Origin of the sequence: Pseudomonas delhiensis (genome assembly GCF_900187975.1) — a bacterium.
GTDB classification, from domain to species: Bacteria; Pseudomonadota; Gammaproteobacteria; order Pseudomonadales; family Pseudomonadaceae; genus Pseudomonas; species Pseudomonas delhiensis.
On the sequence record NZ_FZPC01000012.1, the window covers coordinates 173,060 to 190,729 of the forward strand.

The window sequence follows — 17,670 nt, forward strand, 5'->3', positions numbered from 1 at the left end:
GGCGCGCCAGCAGTTCGCCGTCGGCTTCGCCCACCCGGTCAGCGCTTGCGCAGGATCACGCTGCCGATGGAGTAGCCGGCGCCGAAGGAGCTGAGCACGCCGATGGAACCGGCGGGCAGGTCCTCGTGGTACTTGTGCAGGGCGATCACCGAGCCGGCCGAGCTGGTGTTGGCGTAGGTGTCGAGGATCACCGGCGCCTCGTGGGCCTCGGCGTCGCGGCCGAGCAGCTTGCGGGTGATCAGCAGGTTCATGTTGAGGTTGGCCTGGTGCAGCCAGAAGCGCTTGACCTCGGTGACCGGGATGTCGTGCTGCGCCAGGTGCTCGCCGATCAGCTCGGCGACCATCGGGCAGACGTCCTTGAACACCTTGCGGCCTTCCTGGACGAACAGCTTGTCGCGCTGGCCGATGCCCTCTTCCGCGGCGCGGTTGAGGAAGCCGAAGTTGTTGCGGATGTTGTTGGAGAACTGCGTCAGCAGCTTGGTGCTGACGATGTCGAACTGCTGCTTGCCGACGGCCTGGTCGGCGCGCTCGACGATCACCGCGGTGGCGGCGTCGCCGAAGATGAAGTGGCTGTCGCGGTCGCGGAAGTTCAGGTGGCCGGTGCAGATTTCCGGGTTGACCATCAGGATGGCGCGGGCCTGGCCCAGTTGCACGGCGTTGGCCGCGGCCTGCAGGCCGAAGGTGGCCGAGGAGCAGGCCACGTTCATGTCGAAGCCGAAGCCCTGGATGCCCAGTGCGGCCTGGACCTCGATGGCCACCGCCGGGTAGGCGCGCTGCAGGTTGGAGCAGGCGACGATGATCCCGTCGATGTCCTGCGCGGTGCGGCCGGCGCGATGCAGCGCCTCCCTGGCGGCGTGCACGGCCATCTCGCAGAGGATGCCCCAGTCGTCGTTGCTGCGCTCGGGGATGCGCGGGACCATGCGCTGCGGATCGAGGATGCCTTCCTTGTCGACCACGAAGCGGCTCTTGATGCCGGAGGCCTTCTCGATGAACGCCGAACTGGACTCGTTGAGCGCTTCCAGTTCGCCCCTGGCGATGGCTTCGGCGTGCTGGTCGTTGTACTGGCGGACGTAGGTATTGAAGGACTCCACCAGTTCATCGTTGGAGATGCTGAACGGCGGGGTATAGAGACCGGTTCCGCTGATCACGACTTTATGCACGGTCAATCCTCTCTCAATCTGGCTGCCGGCCCCGGCAGCATGGTTAGGCATCGATGTGCCCGCCCGCGGGCCGGCACTGCAAGGGTTCCGGCCGCATGGGCCGGAGGCACGCTGCCTGATGACCAGGCAGTGTGCCATCGAAGGTGGCGCACTGGCATCCCCGGCCGCCCAACGGCGACGGCGCTGCGCGGCGCTCGAATAACCGCCGATTATGCGACAAATCGCCGGGAAATGCCGCTGCCGCAGCGCAGTTTTCCAGCAAACGGACCTTGTACCGGGGGGCTATTGAAAATCCGCGCCTGCTGGCGGCTGGCCACGCCACGACGAACCGCCGGGCGGCTGCGCTGAACCCCTGCGGGGAAACCGCTGTCGAGCAAAGGGGCGCCCGTGGGCGCCCCTTTCCATGTGCAACGACAGAGGTAGCGATGCTGGTTTCCCTTCAGGCGCTGCGGGCCCTGGCCGCCTGGCTGGTGGTGTTCCATCATTTCATGCAGGTGTTCTTCGATTTTCGCGCCGACAGCCTCGGCGGGCGCCTGCTGTCCACCCGCGGCCAGGTCGGGGTGGACATCTTCTTCGTCCTCAGCGGCTTCGTCATCCAGCTGTCCAGCGCCGGGCGCCAGGTGCCGGGCCTGACCTTCCTGGCCCAGCGGGTCGCGCGCATCGCCCCGGCCTACTGGCTGTACACCGCCATCACCGCGCTGATCCTCTACGCCTTCGGCAACCTGATGCCGGTCTACGGCGTGGCCCTGCCGCAGCTGCTGCTGTCGCTGCTCTTCCTGCCCAGCCAGAACCCCGCCGGCTTCGGCTTCTACCCGATACTGCCGGTGGGCTGGACGCTGAACTTCGAGATGCTCTTCTACCTGCTGTTCGCCCTCTCCTTCGCCGTGGGCGAACGCTGGCGCCCCTGGCTGGTGGGCGCGCTGCTGGCCCTGGTCAGCGGCGTGCTGGCGAAGGCGCCGTGGCTGAGCAACTTCTACCGCGACCCCATCGTCTGCGAATTCCTCTTCGGCCTGCTGCTGGCCGAACTCCACCGCCGCGGCCTGCTGCGCCCGCGCGCCTCGGTGGCGCTGCCGCTGGCGCTGGGCGCGGTGCTGGTGCTGCTGCACTTCCCCGCCGAGCATCCCTGGCGCCCGCTCACCTGGGGCCTGCCCAGCGCGGTGCTGGTGGCCGCCTGCGTGGCGCTGGAGCCGTGGTTCGCCGGCTGCCGCCCGCTCAAGGCGCTGGGCGACTGGAGCTATTCGGTGTACCTGGTCCACGTGATAGTGCTGTGGCTGGGCAGCTACTGGCTGCACCAGCGCCTGGGCCTGGGCCCGTACCAGACGCTGGCGCTGTGCCTGCCGGCGATCCTGCTGCTGGCCTGGCTGAGCTACGAATGGGTGGAGCTGCGCCTGGGCCGGCGCCTGAAGCGGGCCTGGGCGCCGCGCCCGGTGCCGGCCTAGCCGTCGCTGCAGACCAGGCGGTTGCGCCCCAGGGCCTTGCCGCGGTAGAGGCGGTGGTCGCAGCAGCGGTACAGGGCCTCGGCGTCGTCGCCGTCCTGCGGCCACTCGGCCAGGCCGAAGGTGGCCGACAGCGGGATGACATGGCCGCGGTACAGCAGCGGGTTGGCCGCCAGGTCCGTGCGCAGGCGCTCCACCAGCGGCGCGGCGTCGAAGCCGACGGTGTTGCGCAGCAGCAGGGCGAACTCCTCGCCGCCCAGGCGGCCGATCATGTCGCCGGCGCGCAGGTGCAGGCGCAGCCGGGCGCAGAGGTACTGCAGGGCCTTGTCGCCGGCGTCGTGGCCCCAGCGGTCGTTGACGTCCTTGAAATGGTCCACGTCCAGCAGCACCAGCACCCAGCGCTGGCCGCTGCCGCGGGAATCCTCCAGGCAACGCAGCACCGCGCGCTGGAAGGCCTCGCGGCTGGCCACGCCGGTCAGCGCGTCGCTCAGCGCCAGGCGCCGCAGCAGTTGCTGGGCCTGGGCGCGGCGGGTTTCGTAGATGTGCACGAAGGCCATGATCAGCAGGCCGCAGAGGATGGCATTGCCCAGGTCGATCATCCCCGGGGCGTCCAGGCGCAGCGGGTGTTGGCGCAGGTAGAGCAGCGCGGCCACGCCGACGAAGGGCACCGAGAGCAGGAAGCCGCGCCACGCGCCCAGCAGCAGGTAGGCCATCACCGGCATCAGGTAGAGCCAGACGAAGGCCGTGGCCGAGGCCTGCGGCATGATGATGATGTAGACCAGGAAGCAGAAGGTGGGCAGCAGGTAGGCGTAGATCCACGGCGTCAGGTCGCGCACCCGCGCCAGGCGCGAGGAGGCCCACAGCAGCAGCGCGCAGACCAGCGCCTCCAGGCCCGCCAGCAGGTAGTTGCCGTTGAGGCACTGGAGCACCGAGAAGATTCCCAGGGTCAGCCCGGTGCAGAAGAAGATCAGGCGCATCAGCAGGCGCTGGTCGGCCAGGTCCAGTCCGCTGGTGCTGGCTGCCGGGTCCCCCGGCGCGTTGGCTTTTGCCTTGTCGTGCATGGCTACCTTTCCCTGGCCCCGCCCGGCATGGCGGAGCGCTGGACGAAACGACCGCCCATCCGCGTGGATGGAGTCTAGCCAGTCCGCCCGCCCGGCATCACCGCCGGTCGTCGCCCGCCGGACGGTGCAATGGAGGCGCCCGCCGCCACCGCGGCGAATTCACGGCAGCTTCATCGCCGCTGCGCTAGCCTTCGAGGAACCCCAACCACGGAGGGCGCCCATGCGCGTACTGATCGCTTCGCTGTCCCTGCTGGCCCTGGCCGGCTGCTCGTCCTACCAGGCCAAGCAAACCGGCCCGGTGCCCGAAGACCGTTTGCTGGGCTTCCAGCAGGACGCCCAGGGCGGCGCCAGGGTCGAGGTCGAGCGCGACCTGGGCTTCCTCGGCGGCGGCTGCATGGTCGCCTTCAAGATCGACCGCCAGCTGGCCGCGCGTATCGCCGTGGGCGAGACCGCCAGCTTCCAGCTGCCGCCCGGCCAGCACATCGTCGGCATCGGCGCCGACGAACAGGGCGAGGGCCTGTGCAGCAAGGGCCTGCTGCGCCGCGAACTGCTGGTGGACCTCGCCGCCGGCGAGACCGCGCAGTTCCGCATCCTCAGCGACGCCAACAAAGGCTTCGACATCCTCCCGGCCCAGCGTTGACGCCCGGGCGGGGCCACGGCCCCGCCCTTCCCCGCCTTACCCGTCGATACGTCGCACCAGGCGCGCCTGCAACTGCTCCAGTTCGGCGGGGTCGGCCTTCTGCGCGGCGTGGATGCCCAGGCCCTGGCCGGCATAGCGCGGCACTATGTGCACGTGGATGTGGAACACCGTCTGCCCGGCCGGCGCGCCGTTGAACTGGGCCACCTGCACGCCGTCGGGGTTCAGCTCGTCGACGATCGCGCGGGTCAGGCGCTGCACCACGCCCATCACCTTGCACAGCGCGTCGGGGTCGACCTCGAGGATGTTGCGTGCGGCGCTGCGCTTGGGCACCACCAGCGCATGGCCGTGGGACTGCGGGAAGAGGTCGAGGAAGGCGAGCACGTCGTCATCCTCGTACAGCTTGTAGCAGGGGGCGTCGCCGCGAATGATCTGGGCGAAGATGTTCTGCGGGTCGTAGGTGCCTTGCAGGCTCATGGCGCTGTCCTTGAGCGGTGGATCGGAGGCAGCACCATACCGGCTCGCGGCGCCGCTGGCACCTCCCCCCTGCAGGTTCGGCGGCGTATGCTGGGCGTTCGACTTTCAGACCGGAGTTCCCATGCCTTCGCTCGCCGACTTCCCGATCACCCGCAAATGGCCCGCCACCCGCCCCGACGTCCTGCAGTTGTACTCGCTGCCCACGCCCAACGGCGTGAAGGTGTCGATCATGCTGGAGGAAACCGGCCTGGCCTACGAGCCGCACCTGGTCAGCTTCGAGCGCAACGACCAGTTCAGCCCGGAATTCCTCTCGCTGAACCCGAACAACAAGATCCCCGCCATCCTCGACCCCGACGGCCCCGGCGGCCAGCCCCTGGCGCTGTTCGAGTCCGGTGCCATCCTCATCTACCTGGCCGACAAGACCGGCCAGTTGCTGCCCCGGGACCCGGCCCGGCGCTACGAGGCGATCCAGTGGCTGATGTTCCAGATGGGCGGCATCGGCCCGATGTTCGGCCAGCTCGGCTTCTTCAACAAGTTCGCCGGCCGCGAGATCGAGGACAAGCGACCGCTGAACCGCTACGTGGAAGAGTCCCGGCGGCTGCTCGGCGTGCTCGACCAGCGCCTTGAAGGGCGCGACTGGGTGATGGGGCAGGAGTACGGCATCGCCGACATCGCCATCTTCCCCTGGGTGCGCAACCTGGTGGGCTTCTACGAAGCGGGCGACCTGGTGCAGTTCGAGCGCTTCGGCAATGTGAAGCGGGTGCTGGAGGCGTTCCTGGCGCGGCCGGCGGTGCAGCGGGGGCTGGGGATTCCGCAGCGGGGTTGAGGTTAGGGTTGGGCCTGTAGGAGCGAGCTTGCTCGTGAACGATGGCAGCCGGGCGGGTTGGTGCGCATCCTCAAGAACGCCCTCTCCCTAACCCTCTCCCTGAAGGGAGAGGGGACCGTTCGGCGTACTCGGGTGTTTCGGCGTTAGCCGGCTTGTACCGAGCCTCCGGCTAACACCAAATCCTTTCTCGGCACGGACAAGCCCCCTCTCCCTTCAGGGAGAGGGCTGGGGAGAGGGGACGGACTTCGACACCGCTCCGGAGCCGAACCTGACACCATCGTTCGCGAGCAAGAACCAGGCGTCCCCCTCGCTCCTACGAAAAGCAACCAGCCCGGCGTCAGGCCTCCACCTGGCTCCATTGCTTGGACAGGCGCTTGTCCGACACCGGCATCTTCGTCCCCAGCTGCTGGGCGAACAGCGACACGCGGTATTCCTCCAGCATCCAGCGGTACAGGGTCAGCTGCGGGTCGCGCTTGCCTTCCTGGGCGTGCTTGGCCTGGCGGGCCTTGTACTGGTCCCAGTAGCCGGCCATCTCGCCGCTCCACACGCGGTCGCGCTGGACCTGGCCGGCAACCTTGTCCAGGCGCTGTTCCACCGCCTTGAGGTAGCGCGGGTATTCCTTCAGCCATTCCAGCGGGGTGTCGCGGACGAAGCCGGGGTAGACCAGGTTGGCCAGTTGCCCCTTCACGTCGTTGAGCGGCACCGTCATGGCCAGGTCGACCTTGCCCTTGAAGCGCTTCTGCAGGCCATGCCACAGCTTGAGGATGTCCAGCACCAGGCGGGCGATGCGCTCGGCGTGCTCGGTCCAGGCGCCGCGCTTCTTCTCCGCCAGCGAGGCCAGGGCCGCGCCGTCGCGGGGCAGGTTCGCCTCGCCCTCGAGGACGCAGCTGTCCAGGCTGGCCAGGAGGATGTCTTCCACCAGCGCCTCGACGCGGCCCAGCTCGCGGTACAGCAGGCCCATCTCGGTCTGCCCCGGCAGCTTGCCGCGGAGGAACTTCGCCGGCTCGGCGAGTTGCTGCAACAGCAGGCGCTGCAGGGCGCGGCGGTGCTGGTACTCGGCCTCGGCCTGGGTCGGGAAGCGGTTTTCCTTGACCGTGCCACCCTCCTCCACCAGCGCCGGGTAGACCGTCATCGACAGCCCGGCGATCTTCTGCTGGGCCTTTTCCGCCACCTCGGCGAAGCCCTTGGCCTCCACCGGCTTCTGCGGCTTGTCGGACTGCGGGATGGCCAGGGCGGCCTGGCTGGCTTCGGCGAAGCGCGCGGTGAGTTCGGCGAGGTCGCGGCCTTCGCCGAGGAACTTGCCGCGGGCGTCCACCACCTCGATGTTCATCCGCAGGTGGCTTTCCACCTGGGTCTCGGCTTCCGCCCAGGCGTCCTCGGCCACGCGGCCGCCGGTCATGCGTTGCAGCTCGCGGCCAAGGGCCTCGGGTAGCGCGCCTTCGGCGAAGGTCATCTTGCCGATGGCGGCGCGGACGAAGTCCGGCACCGGCACGAAGTTCTTGCGGATGGCCTTGGGCAGGTTGCGCACCAGGGCCACGCACTTGGCCTCCAGCAGGCCCGGCACCAGCCATTCCAGGCGCTCGGCGGGCAGCTGCGGCAGCAGCGGCGCCGGCACCCGCAGGGTCACGCCGTCGCGCGGGTGGCCCGGCTCGAAGTGGTAGCTCAGCGGCAACTGCAGCTCACCCAGGCGCAGGCGGTCCGGGTAGAGGCCGGCGGTGACTTCGCTGGCGTCGCGGGCGAGCACGTCTTCCTCGCGCATGATCAGCAGGTCGGGCTGCTGCTTGTGCTCGCGCTCGTACCATTTCTCGAAGCTGGCGGTCTGGTAGATGTCCGCCGGCAGGCGTGCGTCGTAGTAGGCGAACAGGGTTTCTTCGTCGGCAAGGATGTCGCGCCGGCGCGCCTTGGCCTCCAGCTCGTCGAGCTTCTCCAGCAACTGGCGGTTGGCCGAGAGGCACCTGGCGCGGCTGTTGATCTCGCCGCGCACCAGCGCCTCGCGGATGAACAGCTCGCGCGCCACCGGCGGATCGATGGGGCCGTAGTGCACGGCGCGGCGGCCGACGATGATCAGCCCGTAGAGTGTCACCTGCTCGTAGGCCACCACCTGGCCGCGCTTCTTCTCCCAGTGCGGTTCCAGGTGGTTCTTCTTCACCAGGTGGCCGGCCAGGGGTTCCAGCCAGTCCGGCTCGATCTTCGCCACCATGCGCGCGAACAGCTTGGTGGTCTCCACCAGTTCGGCGGCCATGATCCACTGCGGCTTCTTGCGCCCGATGACGCTGGAGGGGTGGATCCAGAAGCGCCGCTGGCGCGCGCCCAGGTAGTCGCCGTCCTCGCTCTTCTGGCCGATCTGGCTGAGCAGGCCGGAGAGGATGGCCTTGTGCACCGCGCCATAGTCGATGTCGCGCTTGGGCTGCTCCCCTTCCTTGTAGGAGCGAGCTTGCTCGCGAACGCTCTTCGCGTCTTTGGCCGCCTGGGGTTTCGGAGCGTTGGGTTGTTCGCGAGCAAGCTCGCTCCTACGAGGAGCATCGCCCTTGCCGAAGGGGAGTTTGAGTTCGCGGCAGATCAGGGTGAGCTGGCGGTGCGCGTCTCTCCACTCGCGAAGACGCAAATAGTTGAGGAAGTTCTTCCGGCACCAGGCGCGCAAGGCGTTGGAGCCCAGCGCCTGGCGCTGTTCCTCGAAGCCGCGCCAGAGGTTGATCAGCGCGGCGAAGTCCGAATCCGGGTCCTTCCACTGCGCGTGGGCCTGGTCGGCGGCCTGCTGGCGTTCGATCGGGCGTTCGCGCGGGTCCTGCACGGAGAGCGCGCTGGCCACCGTCAGCACTTCGTTGAGGCTGCCCTGGTTGGCCGCTTCCAGCAGCATGCGGCCCAGCCGCGGGTCCACCGGCAGGCGCGCCAGCTGGCGGCCCAGCGGCGTCAGCTGGCCCTCGCGGTTCACCGCCGAGAGTTCCTGCAGCAGGGTGAAGCCGTCCTTGATCGCCTTGCCGTCCGGCGGCTCGATGAAGGGGAAGGCCTCGATGTCGCCCAGGCGCAGGTGGAGCATCTGCAGGATCACCGCCGCCAGGTTGGTGCGCAGGATCTCCGGGTCGGTGAAGGCCGGCCGCGAATTGAAGTCCTCCTCGCTGTACAGGCGCACGCAGATGCCCGGCTCGACCCGCCCGCAGCGGCCCTTGCGCTGGTTGGCGCTGGCCTGGGAGATGGCCTCGATGGGCAGCCGCTGGACCTTGGCGCGGTAGCTGTAGCGGCTGATGCGCGCGGTGCCGCTGTCGATCACGTAGCGGATGCCCGGCACCGTCAACGAGGTCTCGGCGACGTTGGTGGCGAGCACGATCTTGCGCCCTGGCATGGGCGCGAAGATCTTCTGCTGCTCCGCCGGGGTCAGCCGCGCGTACAGCGGCAGCACCTCGGTGTGGCGCAGGTTGGCCTTGCGCAGCATGTCGGCGGCATCGCGAATCTCGCGCTCGCCGGGAAGGAACACCAGCACGTCGCCGGGGCGCTTGCCGACCTCGCGCTCGTGGGCGGCGATCTCGTCCAGCGCGCGGAGGATGCCCTCGTCCACCGAGAGGTCGTCGAACAGCGCCTCGCCGTCCTCGTCCACTTCGGCGGCCAGCGGCCGGTACCAGGTGTCCACCGGGTAGGTGCGCCCGGAGACCTCGACGATGGGCGCGTCGCCGAAGTGCCTGGAGAAGCGCTCCAGGTCGATGGTCGCCGAGGTGATGATCAGCTTGAGGTCCGGCCGGCGCGGCAGCAGGGTCTTGAGGAAGCCGAGCAGGAAGTCGATGTTCAGGCTGCGCTCGTGGGCCTCGTCGACGATGATGGTGTCGTAGCGCTCCAGGTAGCGGTCGTGCTGGGTCTCGGCCAGCAGGATGCCGTCGGTCATCAGCTTGACCAGGGTGCTGTCGTCGCTCTGGTCCTCGAAGCGCACCTGGTAGCCCACCAGCGAACCCAGCGGCGTGCCGATCTCCTCGGCCACCCGGGTGGCGACGCTGCGCGCGGCCAGGCGGCGCGGCTGGGTGTGGCCGATCAGGCCGTGGCTGCCGCGGCCCAGCTCCAGGCAGATCTTCGGCAACTGGGTGGTCTTGCCCGAGCCGGTCTCGCCGGCGATCACCACCACCTGGCTCTTCTGCAGCGCGGCCTTGATCTCGTCGCGCTTGGCGGCGATGGGCAGGCTGTCGTCGTAGCGGATCGCCGGGACGCTGGCGCGGCGCGCCTCGACCTTGGCGCAGGAGGCCTGGAAACGCTCGACCCACTGCGCCAGTTTGCCTTCGTCGGGGTGCTTGCGCAGTTCGTGGAACTGCCGGCGCAGGCGGTGGCGGTCGCGGATCAACGCCTGGTCGAGGCGTTGCAGGAGCTGGTCGGGGCTGGGCGTTACGTCGGTCATCGGCTGCGCTGGCGTTTCGGCGGAACGCGGCCGCGCGCCTGGCGGGCGGCCGCTCCGGAATGGGACAAATGCGGGGATTGTCGCAGACCAGCGGCCGGCGCCGCCATGCCCAATGCATGGCGGCGGCTTTTCAGGCGGGGGTCAGATGCGGAACTGGCCGACCAGTTGGCGCAGCCGCTCGCCCAGGCCGCTCAGCTCGCCGGCGGTGCGCGCGCCCTGCACGGAGTCCTCGGCCACCTGGTCCACGGCATCGGCGATCTGGTGCACGCTGCGGTTGATCTCCTCGGCCACCGCGGTCTGTTCCTCGGCGGCGCTGGCGATCTGCGCGTTCATCGAGTTGATGGTGCCGATCAGGTTGGCCATGGCGTCCAGCGACTGCCCGGCCTGGTCGGCCTGGCTGCGGGTGCGCCCGGCCATCTCGCTGGCGCGCTGCATGGCCTGCACGGAGCCGGCGGTGGTGGCCTGCAGGCGGTCGATCATCTGCTGGATCTCGCCGGTGCTCTGCTGGGTGCGGCTGGCCAGCGCGCGCACTTCGTCGGCGACCACCGCGAAGCCGCGCCCGGCCTCGCCGGCGCGGGCCGCCTCGATGGCCGCGTTGAGCGCCAGCAGGTTGGTCTGCTCGGCGATGGAGCGGATCACCTCGAGCACGCCGACGATGCCGCGCACGTCCTGGCTGAGGGTGTCCAGGGCCTCGCTGCTGCTGCTCACCTCGCCGGCCAGGTCGTTGATCTGCGCCACGCACAGGTCCACCTCGCGCTTGGCCGCCTGGCCCTCGCGGTCGGTGTCGCGGGCGGCGTCGGCGGCGCGCTGGGCGCTGCGCGCCACTTCCTGGGCGGCGGCGGTCATCTCGTTGATCGCCGTGGCCACCTGGTCGGTCTCGCTGCGCTGGCCGGCCATCGCCTGCTCCGAGCGCTGCGCCTGCTGGGCGACGTTGCCGACCAGGCCGGACAGCTGCCCGGTGGTGCCGGCCACCTGCTGCACCAGGTTGTGGATCTTCTCGACGAAGCGGTTGAACGACTGCGCCAGCTCGCCCAGTTCGTCGCGGCTTTCCGCCGGCAGGCGGTGGGTCAGGTTGCCATCGCCGGCGGCCATGTCGTCGAGGTTGGCCTTGATCCGCAGCAGCGGGCGGACGATGGCGTTGCCGGTGGGCACCGCCACCAGGCCGATGACCACCAGCAGCGCCAGCGCCGAGCCGATCATCAGCAGCAGCAGGTCGTTGATATGGTCGTGCAACTGTTCGCGGGCCTTCTGCACGTCCTCCTCGATGTCGTCCAGGTTCAGCGAGGTGCCGAACACCAGGTTCCACTTCGGCAGGTACTGGGCGTAGCCGATCTTCGGCACGATGGCGCTGTTGCCCGGGCGGGTGAAGCTGTAGTGCACGTAGTGGCTGTCGTCCTGGCCGGCGCGCACCAGTTCGCGGATGGCATAGACGCCATTGGGGTCGCGGAAGCTGCTGAAGTCTTCGCCGATGCGTTCTTCGCTGGTGCCCTGGAAGACGCGCACCGAGCGGGTGTCGTAGCCCCAGAAGTAGCCGCCGCTGCCGTAGGCGAGGCGCTTGAGCAGCGCCACCCCGGCCTGGCGCGCCGCGGCGTCGCCCTCGGCCGCCGCCTGGTACTGCGGGCCGACCGCCGCCAGGGCGACGTCGACGAACTGCTTGAGCTGGACCTGGCGGTCCTCGATCAGGCTCTGGCGGATCTGTTCCTCCTGTTGCGTGGACAGCCGCTTCAGCGCCACCAGGGTCACGGCGCAGAGCACCAGGGTGAGGAGCAGGATGGGAATCAGCGCCAGGCTCAGGACCTTGGCGCGCAGGCGCAGGGAGGGAATCACGGGGGCGGCCTCCGTAGGCAGGGACGACGGCATCAAAAAACCCGCCGTGTGGCGGGTTTCTTGTTATCGGCTCAGGCCCTGGCCTTCTTTAGCTCTTCGTCGCGCAATTCGCGGCGGAGGATCTTGCCGACGTTGGTGGTCGGCAGGCTCTCGCGGAATTCCACGTACTTCGGACGCTTGTAGCCGGTCAGGTTGTCGTGCATGTGCTTGACCACCTGCTCCTTGGTCAGTGTCACGCCCGGGCGCGGCACCACGAACACCTTGATCACCTCGCCGGAACGCTCGTCGGGCACGCCGATGGCGGCGCACTGCAGCACGCCGGGGAGGGTCGCCAGCACGTCTTCCAGCTCGTTGGGGTACACGTTGAAGCCGCTGACCAGGATCATGTCCTTCTTGCGGTCGACGATGCGCATGTAGCCGTCTTCCTGGATGATCGCCACGTCGCCGGTGCGCAGCCAGCCGTCCGCGTCGAGGATCTCGTCGGTGGCCTCCTGGCGCTGCCAGTAGCCCTTCATCACCTGCGGGCCCTTCACGCACAGCTCGCCGCGCTCGCCCAGGGGCAGCTCGTTGCCGGCGTCGTCGATGACCTTGCACAGGGTCGAGGGCACCGGGATGCCGATGGTGCCGATCTGGATCTTCTGGAACGGGTTCACCGACACCACCGGGCTGGTCTCGGTCATGCCGTAGCCTTCGCAGATGGCGCAGCCGGTGACTTCCTTCCAGCGCTCGGCCGCGGCCTGTTGCAGGGCCATGCCGCCGGAGAGGGTCAGCTTCAGGCTGGAGAAGTCCAGCTTGCGGAACGCCTCGTTGTTGCACAGGCCGACGAACAGGGTGTTCAGGCCGACGAAGCCGGTGAACTTCCAGGCCGAGAGTTCCTTGGAGAAGGCGTTCAGGTCGCGCGGGTTGGTCACCAGGACGTTGTGGTTGCCGGTGAGCATCATCGCCATGCAATGGAAGGTGAAGGCGTAGATGTGGTACAGCGGCAGCGGCGCGATGAGGATCTCGCAACCCTCCTTCAGGTTCGAAGCCATCAGCTCCTTGCACTGCATCATGTTGGCCACCAGGTTGCGGTGGGTCAGCATGGCGCCCTTGGCCACCCCGGTGGTGCCGCCGGTGTACTGCAGCACGGCCACGTCGTCGGCCTTGGGCGATGCCTCGCGCACGCTCTTGCCGCGGCCCTTGGCCAGGGCGTCGTTGAGCTTGACGGCGTTGCCGATGTGGTAGGCCGGGACCATCTTCTTGACGTACTTGACCACCGCGTTGACCAGCAGGCGCTTGAGCGGCGGCAGCAGGTCGGCGACCTCGGTGATGAGCACGTGGCGGATGCCGGTCCTGGGCAGCACTTCCTCGGCCAGGTGGGCCATGTTGGCCAGGCACACCAGCGCCTTGGCGCCGGAGTCGTTGAACTGGTGCTCCATCTCCCGCGCGGTGTACAGCGGGTTGGTGTTGACCACGATGAGGCCGGCGCGCATGGCGCCGAACACCACGATGGGGTACTGCAGGACGTTGGGCAGCTGCACCGCGATGCGGTCGCCCGGCTGCAGGTCGGTGTTGTTCTGCAGGTAGGCGGCGAAGTCACCGGAAAGCTGGTACAGCTCGCCGTAGGTCAGGGTCTTGCCAAGGTTGCTGAAGGCAGGCTTGTTGGCAAAGCGTTGGCAGGACTCCTTGAGTACCGCGAGGATGTTCGGGTACTGGTCGGCATTGATCTCGGCAGCGATACCTGCTGGATATTTGTCCTTCCAGAAATTGTCGATCATGGAAGCCCACTCCGTAAGCAACAGCTGATACACCGCTATGCGGCTGTTTGTTGTGATTTTGACGCCTGCCGGCCCTTTCGGGGAAGCGAAGGCGCGCCGAGATTATCAGCTTTGCCGGGGAGCGACCAGCACAAAGACCGGTCGGCCGGTAAAAAAATGACCGAAAGCAATGCTTTCGGTCACGTTTTATGACGATCGTCGGAAAGCCCCGGAACAGGGCCTTCGACGTCGGTTTCAGGCGCTCTCGCGCAGCTCGCGGCGGAGGATCTTGCCCACCGGGGTCATCGGCAGGGCCTCCTTGAGGACGATCTGCTTGGGCACCTTGTAGCCGGTGAAGTTCTCCTTGCAGTAGGCCTTCAGCTCCTCCACCGTCAGACCCGGCTCACGGGCCACGACGAAGAGTTTGACGGCCTCGCCGGAACGTTCGTCAGGCACCCCGACCGCCGCGCAGTTGGCCACCTTCGGGTGGGCCATGACCACATCCTCGATCTCGTTGGGGTAGACGTTGAAGCCGGAGACGATGATCAGGTCCTTCTTGCGGTCGACGATGCGCACGTAGCCGTCCTCGTCGATCACCGCGATGTCGCCGGTGCGCAGCCAGCCCTCGGCGTCCAGCACCTCGGCGGAGGCCTCCGGGCGCTGCCAGTAGCCCTTCATCACCTGCGGGCCCTTCACGCACAGCTCGCCGCGTTCGCCCAGGGGCTGCTCGTTGCCGGCGTCGTCGATCACCTTCAGCGCGGTGCCCGGCACCGGGATGCCCACGGTGCCCAGGCGCGCCAGCTCTCCATAGGGGTTGGTGCTGACCACCGGCGAGGTCTCGGTGAGGCCGTAGCCCTCGACCACGGTGCAGCCGGTGGCGGCCTTCCAGCGCTCGGCGGTGGCCGAGACCAGCGCGGTGCCGCCGGAGTTGGTGACCTTGAGGTTGGAGAAGTCCAGGTCCTTGAACTCCGGGTGCTCCATCAGCGCCACGAACAGGGTGTTCAGCCCCAGCAGCGAGGAGAAGCGCCACTTCTTCAGTTCCTTGATGAAGCCGGGGATGTCGCGCGGGTTGCTGATGAGCACGTTGTGGTTGCCGTTGTGCATCATGCACATGCAGTTCGCGGTGAAGGCATAGATGTGGTACAGCGGCAGCGGCGCGATCATCACCTCGCCGCCCTCGTTCATCAGCGGGCGGCCGTCGGGGCCGTGCTGCGACAGGCAGGCGTCCACCTGCAGCATGTTCGCCACCAGGTTGCCGTGGGTGAGCATGGCGCCCTTGGCCACGCCGGTGGTGCCGCCGGTGTACTGCAGCACGGCGATGTCCTCCAGGCCGACCTTGACCGGCTGCAGCGCGTGGCCGCGGCCCTGGCGCAGCACCTCCTTGAAGGGCACCGCCTGGGGCAGCTGGTAGTCCGGCACCATCTTCTTCACGTGCTTGACCGCGGCATTGACCAGCAGGCCCTTGAGCGCCGGCTGCAGGTCGCCCATCTGCGCCTCGATCAGGTACTCGATGCCGGTGTCCGGCAGCACCTCCTGCACCAGCTTGCCGAACAGGTTGACGTAGACCAGCGCCCGCGCCCCCGAGTCCTTGAACTGGTGGCGCATCTCGCGGGCGGTGTACAGCGGGTTGGTGTTGACCACCACCAGGCCGGCGCGCAGGGCGCCGAACACGGCGATGGGGTATTGCAGGACGTTGGGCATCTGCACGGCGATGCGCTCGCCGGGCTTGAGGTCGGTATTGCGCTGCAGGTAGGCGGCGAAGGCGGCGGACAGGCGGTCCAGTTCGGCGTAGGTGAGGGTCACGCCCATGTTGCTGAACACCGGGCGGTCGGCGAAGCGCTTGCAGGAGCGCTCGAACACTTCCACCACCGACTTGTAGGCGCCCAGGTCGATCTGGCTGGGCACACCGGCGGGACGTTTGTCGTTCCAGAATTCCGCTTGCATTGGCTGTTGTCCTCTTTATTACCTGCAAGGCTGTTCCCGGCCGGCTCCCTCGGGCTTCCGGCGCTGGGGCATCCGTCGCAAAGTAGCAGTTGCCCGGAGGAGCGCAAATAGTTCGGGCCTTCCCATTTATTTCGTGAATCTCGCCCCACCGCGGGCGGGGTTCACTGCGCATTGCCGGCCGCTGCTAGAATGCCGCCACCCCGAGCCGGCACAAGGATTGCCCATGCCGTACGCCGCCTACTGGCTGACCGCCAGCGACCAGACCCCGCTGTACACCCACCACTGGGCCGCCGACGCGCCGCGGGGCGTGGTGATGCTCTCCCACGGCATGGCCGAGCACGCCGGGCGCTACGCGCGCCTGGGCGAGGCGCTGAACGCCGCCGGCTGGGCGCTGTTCGCCATCGACCAGCGCGGCCACGGCCGCACCGCCGAGCACGGCGACCTGGGCCACTACGCCGACCAGGGCGGCTGGGGCAAGGTGGTGGGCGACCTGCTCACCCTCAACCGCCACGTGCGCGAGCAGCACCCCGGCCTGCCGGTGGTCCTGCTCGGCCACAGCATGGGCAGCTACATCGGCACCGCCTACCTGCTGCAGCACAGCGCCACGCTGCAAGGCGCGGTGCTCTCCGGCTCCAACTACCAGCCGGTGGCGCTGTACCGCAGTGCGCGCCTGGTGGCCCGCTTCGAGCGCTGGCGCCAGGGCCCGCTGGGGCGCAGCGCGCTGATCGAGTTCCTCTCTTTCGGCTCCTTCAACAAGGCCTTCAAGCCCAACCGCACGGAATTCGACTGGCTCAGCCGCGATACCCGCGAGGTGGACAAGTACATCAGCGACCCGCTGTGCGGCTTCCGCTGCAGCAACCAGCTGTGGATCGACCTGCTCGGCGGCCTGGAAGACATCACCCCGGTGCCGCACCTGGCGCGCATCGCCCCGGCCCTGCCGCTGCTGATCATCGGCGGCGGGCGCGACCCGGTCAGCCAGGGCAAGCGCCTGCGCGACCTGGCCCGGGCGATGACCCGCGCCGGGGTTCGCGACGTCCAAACGCAGATCTACCCCGAGGCCCGCCACGAGTTGTTCAACGAGACCAACCGCGACGAGGTCACCCGCAACCTGATCGCCTGGCTGGACGGAATCCTTTCCGCAGGCCAAGGCGCGAACCACGAGGAAAAGCCATGACCCAGGTGCAGAACGTTCCCTACGCCGAGCTCGAAGTCGGGCAGAAGGCCAGCTTCCAGCGCCCGGTCGGCGAGCGCGACATCCAGCTCTTCGCCGAAGTCTCCGGCGACCGCAACCCGGTCCACCTGGATGCCGGCTACGCCGCCACCACCCTGTTCAAGGAGCGCATCGCCCACGGCATGCTCAGCGGCGCGCTGATCAGCGCCGCGATCGCCACCACCCTGCCCGGCCCGGGCACCATCTACCTGGGCCAGAGCCTGCGCTTCACCCGCCCGGTGAAGATCGGCGACGTGCTCGACGTGGAGCTGGAAGTGCTGGAGAAACTGCCGAAGAACCGCGTGCGCATCGGCACCCGCGTGCTCAACCAGAACGGCGAGGCGGTGGTGGAAGGCGAAGCCGAGGTACTGGCGCCGAAGCAGAAGCTGGACATCGAACTGCCGGCGCTGCCGCCGATCACCATCGGCTGATTGCATTTCCGCCGACGGATGATCGCGAACGGAGTCCGCTCCTGCCCCGCCACCGCTGTCCCACCTGTAGGAGCGCGCCCTGCGCGCGATTCGCGGGCAGGGCCCGCTCCTACAATGGGGCGACATGGGAGACGCGAATTTCGATCCAGTCACTCCCGCGAACGACGGAGCCCAGAAGACAGTTGCGCCTACGCTTCCAGGAAAGCACGGGCGTAGGAGCAACTGTCTTGCGCCCGCGCCGAGATGCTCTTCGTAGGAGCGAGGGGGCGCCTAGCTCTTGCTCGCGAACCTTACCCACGCACCTCTCTACCAATCGTCATTCCCGCAAACGCGGGAACCCAATTGGCTTGGGGGCTTGGTGTAGCGCGCCGCTCCGAGTGCGTTGATGTTTCTCGTTTCGCCCCCTCGGGCGAGTCACTTTTGTCAATCGCCACAAAAGTAACCAAAAAGGCTTGCGGTACGACTCACCCACATAGGTGACAAATCGGTTCAGGCACATGGGTAACAGTTTCTAACCTGCAGGGGTCACCTCACGAGGACTGGCCCATGC

12 protein-coding genes are annotated in these 17,670 nt (G+C 68.2%); 5 read left to right on the forward strand and 7 right to left on the reverse strand.

The window, feature by feature from the left end; translation table 11 throughout:
- Positions 1–38: 38 nt before the first annotated feature.
- The gene (locus CHC02_RS13120) at positions 39–1,160 is read right to left on the reverse strand and encodes a beta-ketoacyl-ACP synthase III (RefSeq protein WP_089391907.1); all 1,122 of its coding nucleotides are present in this window, start codon (positions 1,158–1,160) and stop codon (positions 39–41) included.
- Positions 1,161–1,585: 425 nt separating this feature from the next.
- Here CHC02_RS13120 and CHC02_RS13125 point away from each other — a divergent pair, with 425 nt between their 5' ends.
- A complete protein-coding gene (locus tag CHC02_RS13125) occupies positions 1,586–2,599 on the forward strand; it encodes an acyltransferase family protein (RefSeq protein WP_089391888.1) in 1,014 nt (337 codons plus the stop codon).
- Here the strand turns inward: CHC02_RS13125 and CHC02_RS13130 are convergent.
- Positions 2,596–3,657 (reverse strand): GGDEF domain-containing protein, encoded by a 1,062-nt coding sequence (locus tag CHC02_RS13130; protein ID WP_089391889.1) that lies wholly within the window; start codon positions 3,655–3,657, stop codon positions 2,596–2,598. The two genes, CHC02_RS13125 and CHC02_RS13130, sit on opposite strands and share 4 nt — an antisense overlap.
- A 220-nt stretch (positions 3,658–3,877) precedes the next feature.
- Here CHC02_RS13130 and CHC02_RS13135 point away from each other — a divergent pair, with 220 nt between their 5' ends.
- Positions 3,878–4,297: a 3-isopropylmalate dehydratase gene (locus CHC02_RS13135; protein ID WP_089391890.1), complete on the forward strand. Its 420-nt coding sequence runs from the start codon at positions 3,878–3,880 to the stop codon at positions 4,295–4,297.
- 36 nt (positions 4,298–4,333) lie between these two features.
- On the opposite strand, the gene CHC02_RS13140 is transcribed toward CHC02_RS13135, so the two are convergent.
- Positions 4,334–4,771, reverse strand: a complete 438-nt coding sequence (locus tag CHC02_RS13140) for an HIT family protein (RefSeq protein ID WP_089391891.1) — start codon at positions 4,769–4,771, stop codon at positions 4,334–4,336.
- A 121-nt stretch (positions 4,772–4,892) separates the two neighbouring features.
- Here CHC02_RS13140 and CHC02_RS13145 point away from each other — a divergent pair, with 121 nt between their 5' ends.
- Positions 4,893–5,597 carry a glutathione S-transferase N-terminal domain-containing protein gene (locus tag CHC02_RS13145; protein ID WP_089391892.1) on the forward strand — a complete coding sequence of 235 codons (705 nt, stop codon included), beginning with the start codon at positions 4,893–4,895 and terminating at the stop codon, positions 5,595–5,597.
- Positions 5,598–5,934: 337 nt separating this feature from the next.
- Here the strand turns inward: CHC02_RS13145 and hrpA are convergent, their stop codons facing one another.
- The 4 genes from hrpA to fadD2 all read right to left on the reverse strand — a co-directional run bounded on the left by hrpA (position 5,935) and on the right by fadD2 (position 15,479).
- Positions 5,935–9,972 (reverse strand): ATP-dependent RNA helicase HrpA, encoded by a 4,038-nt coding sequence (hrpA, locus tag CHC02_RS13150; RefSeq protein WP_089391893.1) that lies wholly within the window; start codon positions 9,970–9,972, stop codon positions 5,935–5,937.
- A 141-nt stretch (positions 9,973–10,113) separates the two neighbouring features.
- Positions 10,114–11,799 (reverse strand): methyl-accepting chemotaxis protein, encoded by a 1,686-nt coding sequence (locus tag CHC02_RS13155; RefSeq protein WP_089391894.1) that lies wholly within the window; start codon positions 11,797–11,799, stop codon positions 10,114–10,116.
- A 71-nt stretch (positions 11,800–11,870) separates the two neighbouring features.
- Positions 11,871–13,556 carry a long-chain-fatty-acid--CoA ligase FadD1 gene (fadD1, locus tag CHC02_RS13160; protein ID WP_089391895.1) on the reverse strand — a complete coding sequence of 562 codons (1,686 nt, stop codon included), beginning with the start codon at positions 13,554–13,556 and terminating at the stop codon, positions 11,871–11,873.
- A gap of 234 nt (positions 13,557–13,790) precedes the next feature.
- On the reverse strand, positions 13,791–15,479 hold the full coding sequence (gene fadD2 / locus CHC02_RS13165) for a long-chain-fatty-acid--CoA ligase FadD2 (RefSeq protein ID WP_089391896.1): 1,689 nt from the start codon (positions 15,477–15,479) through the stop codon (positions 13,791–13,793).
- Between the two features lie 223 nt (positions 15,480–15,702).
- On the opposite strand from fadD2, the gene CHC02_RS13170 reads away from it, so the two are divergent.
- Entirely contained in the window at positions 15,703–16,653 is a 951-nt protein-coding gene (locus CHC02_RS13170; protein ID WP_089391897.1) for an alpha/beta hydrolase, read from the forward strand.
- On the forward strand, positions 16,650–17,120 hold the full coding sequence (locus CHC02_RS13175) for a MaoC family dehydratase (RefSeq protein WP_089391898.1): 471 nt from the start codon (positions 16,650–16,652) through the stop codon (positions 17,118–17,120). The genes CHC02_RS13170 and CHC02_RS13175 overlap by 4 nt, the downstream gene beginning before the upstream one ends.
- The last annotated feature ends 550 nt before the right edge of the window (positions 17,121–17,670 follow it).

Bases quoted from the DNA above. Each gene is read 5' to 3' on its own strand.
- CHC02_RS13145 (WP_089391892.1), top strand. From the start codon at position 4,893: ATGCCTTCGCTCGCCGACTTCCCGATCACCCGCAAATGGCCCGCCACC.
- CHC02_RS13125 (WP_089391888.1), top strand. From the start codon at position 1,586: ATGCTGGTTTCCCTTCAGGCGCTGCGGGCCCTGGCCGCCTGGCTGGTG.
- CHC02_RS13140 (WP_089391891.1), bottom strand. From the start codon at position 4,771: ATGAGCCTGCAAGGCACCTACGACCCGCAGAACATCTTCGCCCAGATC.
- CHC02_RS13175 (WP_089391898.1), top strand. From the start codon at position 16,650: ATGACCCAGGTGCAGAACGTTCCCTACGCCGAGCTCGAAGTCGGGCAG.
- hrpA (WP_089391893.1), bottom strand. From the start codon at position 9,972: ATGACCGACGTAACGCCCAGCCCCGACCAGCTCCTGCAACGCCTCGAC.
- CHC02_RS13135 (WP_089391890.1), top strand. From the start codon at position 3,878: ATGCGCGTACTGATCGCTTCGCTGTCCCTGCTGGCCCTGGCCGGCTGC.
- fadD2 (WP_089391896.1), bottom strand. From the start codon at position 15,479: ATGCAAGCGGAATTCTGGAACGACAAACGTCCCGCCGGTGTGCCCAGC.
- CHC02_RS13130 (WP_089391889.1), bottom strand. From the start codon at position 3,657: ATGCACGACAAGGCAAAAGCCAACGCGCCGGGGGACCCGGCAGCCAGC.
- fadD1 (WP_089391895.1), bottom strand. From the start codon at position 13,556: ATGATCGACAATTTCTGGAAGGACAAATATCCAGCAGGTATCGCTGCC.
- CHC02_RS13170 (WP_089391897.1), top strand. From the start codon at position 15,703: ATGCCGTACGCCGCCTACTGGCTGACCGCCAGCGACCAGACCCCGCTG.